Origin of the sequence: Psychrobacter sp. UBA2514 (assembly GCF_002341255.1) — a bacterium.
In the GTDB taxonomy this organism is placed as follows: Bacteria; Pseudomonadota; Gammaproteobacteria; order Pseudomonadales; family Moraxellaceae; genus Psychrobacter; species Psychrobacter pacificensis.
In genome coordinates, this window is the sequence record NZ_DDNS01000037.1 from 1 (window position 1) to 2,327 (window position 2,327).

Consider the following 2,327-nt stretch of genomic DNA (forward strand, 5'->3'; position numbering starts at 1 on the left):
GTAACTTCCCGAACCGTCTGGGTCAAGGCGCGAACGTATACCTAGCATCTGCAGAGCTTGCCGCAGTTGCCGCGGTACTTGGTAAATTGCCGACTAACGACGAGTATCAGCAGTACGCTGGCATGCTCAACAGCATGGGTGATGAAGTGTATCAATACATGAACTTCGATCGTATGGAAGACTATACGGAAGAAGCAGACAAAATCAACGTTGCTCAGTTAACTTAATCTTGCTTTAAAGCTAATTAGTAAGATAAAAATAAACCCCGTATCGTCATGATGCGGGGTTTTTGTTATGAAGGCACCAGCTGATTTTTTATACTATCTTCTGTATAATATAAGGGCAGGCGGAAACCGTGGCTCTGCACTTCGCTTACCTCTTTTTTATCTTTTCTATCTCGGGACGGACCGATACTTTGATACGCACTTCTTTGTTTAAGAATAGGTGCTTTGGAGTCTTGGTTGATGATTACATTATCACCGTTTAGACGTCGTATTGTCTACGTAACTGTGTTCGAGATTGTCGCAATTATCTCCTCTACCTTTGTATTGATGAAGCTCAGCAATAGCGAGGCATCGGACTCTCTACCTGTCGCGATGATGGTATCGCTGGCTGCCATCATTTGGAACTTTGTATACAACACCGCTTTTGAGACTTGGGAGGAGCGCAGGCAAATAGCAGAGCGTACTTTGCTTATTCGTAGTGTTCATGCCTTTATATTTGAAGTCGGTTTGGTTTTGATCTGCTTGCCACTATATATGGTTTGGTATCACGTTGGCTTGCTCCAAGCGTTTATGATGGAAGCTGCCTTGCTAGTGTTTTTCTTAATTTATAATTTCGTATTCACCTTTATTTTTGACAAGATATTTACCTTATCGTATCACTATAAGTCAGCTTCTGCTTCTTAACCGCAGACATAAACGAAAAGAGGGCTACCATATTGGCAGCCCTTTTTTTTGATACTATAAATAGCGAGTTATTTGGTTATGAATAAATTTAGCCGTCAAATCAACCCGCTTACTACTCAATCATTTACCTTGATAAACTGGTTTACGCTTTTCAATAAAGGCGCTGACGCCTTCGATAAAGTCATCGGTTTTTGCCATCATGGTCTGCTGCTCCACTTCCATATCTAATGCCTCGTTCAAACCCATAAACGCGTGCACATTGAACATATGTTTCATAGAGGCTAGGGCTTTACCTGGCAGCTGGCTCAATCTTAGAGCCAATGCTTGAACGGTGGCGTCTAGCTCTTCTGCACTAACCACTTGATTGACGAGATTTAAGCGTGCCATATCTTCTGCTTTTAGCTTATCACCCAGCATCACAAGCTCAGTGGCTTTTGCTGTACCAACCAATTGATTCAATAAATAAATACCGCCTGCATCTGGCACTAAACCAATATTGACAAAGGCTTGGACAAACTTTGCATTATCCGCTGCGATACGAAAATCACAGGTAAGCGCTAAGTTCATGCCAGCCCCTGCTACGGCACCTTCTAATTTGGCAATGATTGGTTTATGGACATTACGTAGCTTTAAGCTGACTTCGCCTGCGCCTTCTACCATGCCCTTTAGTTTGTTTGAAATAATGTCCTTGTCCAATCCTTCAGATAACATCTCTTTGATATCGCCGCCACTTGAAAAATTACCACCAGCGCCTTGCAAGATAATGACTCGTACTTGATCATCAGCCGCTGCTTTATCTAGCGCTATTAACACGTTGTTTTTTAGTGGCGTGCCAAACGCATTTAAGCTTTTTGGATCGTTAAACGTAATGGTGGCAATGTGATTATTCACTTGATAATCAACGATAGACTGTGACATTTGAGATTTCCTTATTTTCAATGACTGTGTTAAGCAGCGATTTTTGGTACCCGTATAAAAGACAGCGGGACAAATGGATGGTAATAAATAACGCAATGCTGATTACTATAGCAGCTTGCGCGCATTATAAAAGCAGGTTTTGTGGGCGCTTAGGACACATCTACATGGCGGTTGGCTCTTTGAGTTGCTCGTATAAACTGCCACGCCTGTACGAACAAAAAGAGTGTATGAATAAGATACAGATAATACGCATGGTTCATAAAAAGGTGAGTTCCTGACTTATTAATAGATTATGCTACTATGCAGGTAGCGCGCTAGGTCATGCGCAGCCCAACTGATTAATCAAAGTTTTCACCAAACAAGGAAGTGATTATGCCAACAATAAAAGTCAACGATGTCGATATCTATTATGAAGACAGCGCGCCCAATGACACGCAAAAACCCGTTATCGTGTTTGCCCATGGTCTGCTGTGGAGCTCGCAGATGTATGACAAGCAAGTG

At 42.2% G+C, this 2,327-nt stretch carries 3 protein-coding genes; 2 read left to right on the top strand and 1 reads right to left on the bottom strand.

What is annotated here, in order from left to right; genetic code table 11:
* Positions 1-227 (top strand): hypothetical protein (locus B3V51_RS09930; protein WP_286708339.1); only part of this gene is annotated, 227 nt, incomplete at its 5' end.
* Between the two features lie 237 nt (positions 228-464).
* The gene (locus B3V51_RS09935) at positions 465-908 is read left to right on the top strand and encodes a PACE efflux transporter (protein WP_286708340.1); all 444 of its coding nucleotides are present in this window, start codon (positions 465-467) and stop codon (positions 906-908) included.
* A gap of 120 nt (positions 909-1,028) precedes the next feature.
* Here the strand turns inward: B3V51_RS09935 and B3V51_RS09940 are convergent, their stop codons facing one another.
* Positions 1,029-1,826 carry an enoyl-CoA hydratase/isomerase family protein gene (locus tag B3V51_RS09940; protein WP_093068033.1) on the bottom strand — a complete coding sequence of 266 codons (798 nt, stop codon included), beginning with the start codon at positions 1,824-1,826 and terminating at the stop codon, positions 1,029-1,031.
* Positions 1,827-2,327 lie beyond the last annotated feature (501 nt).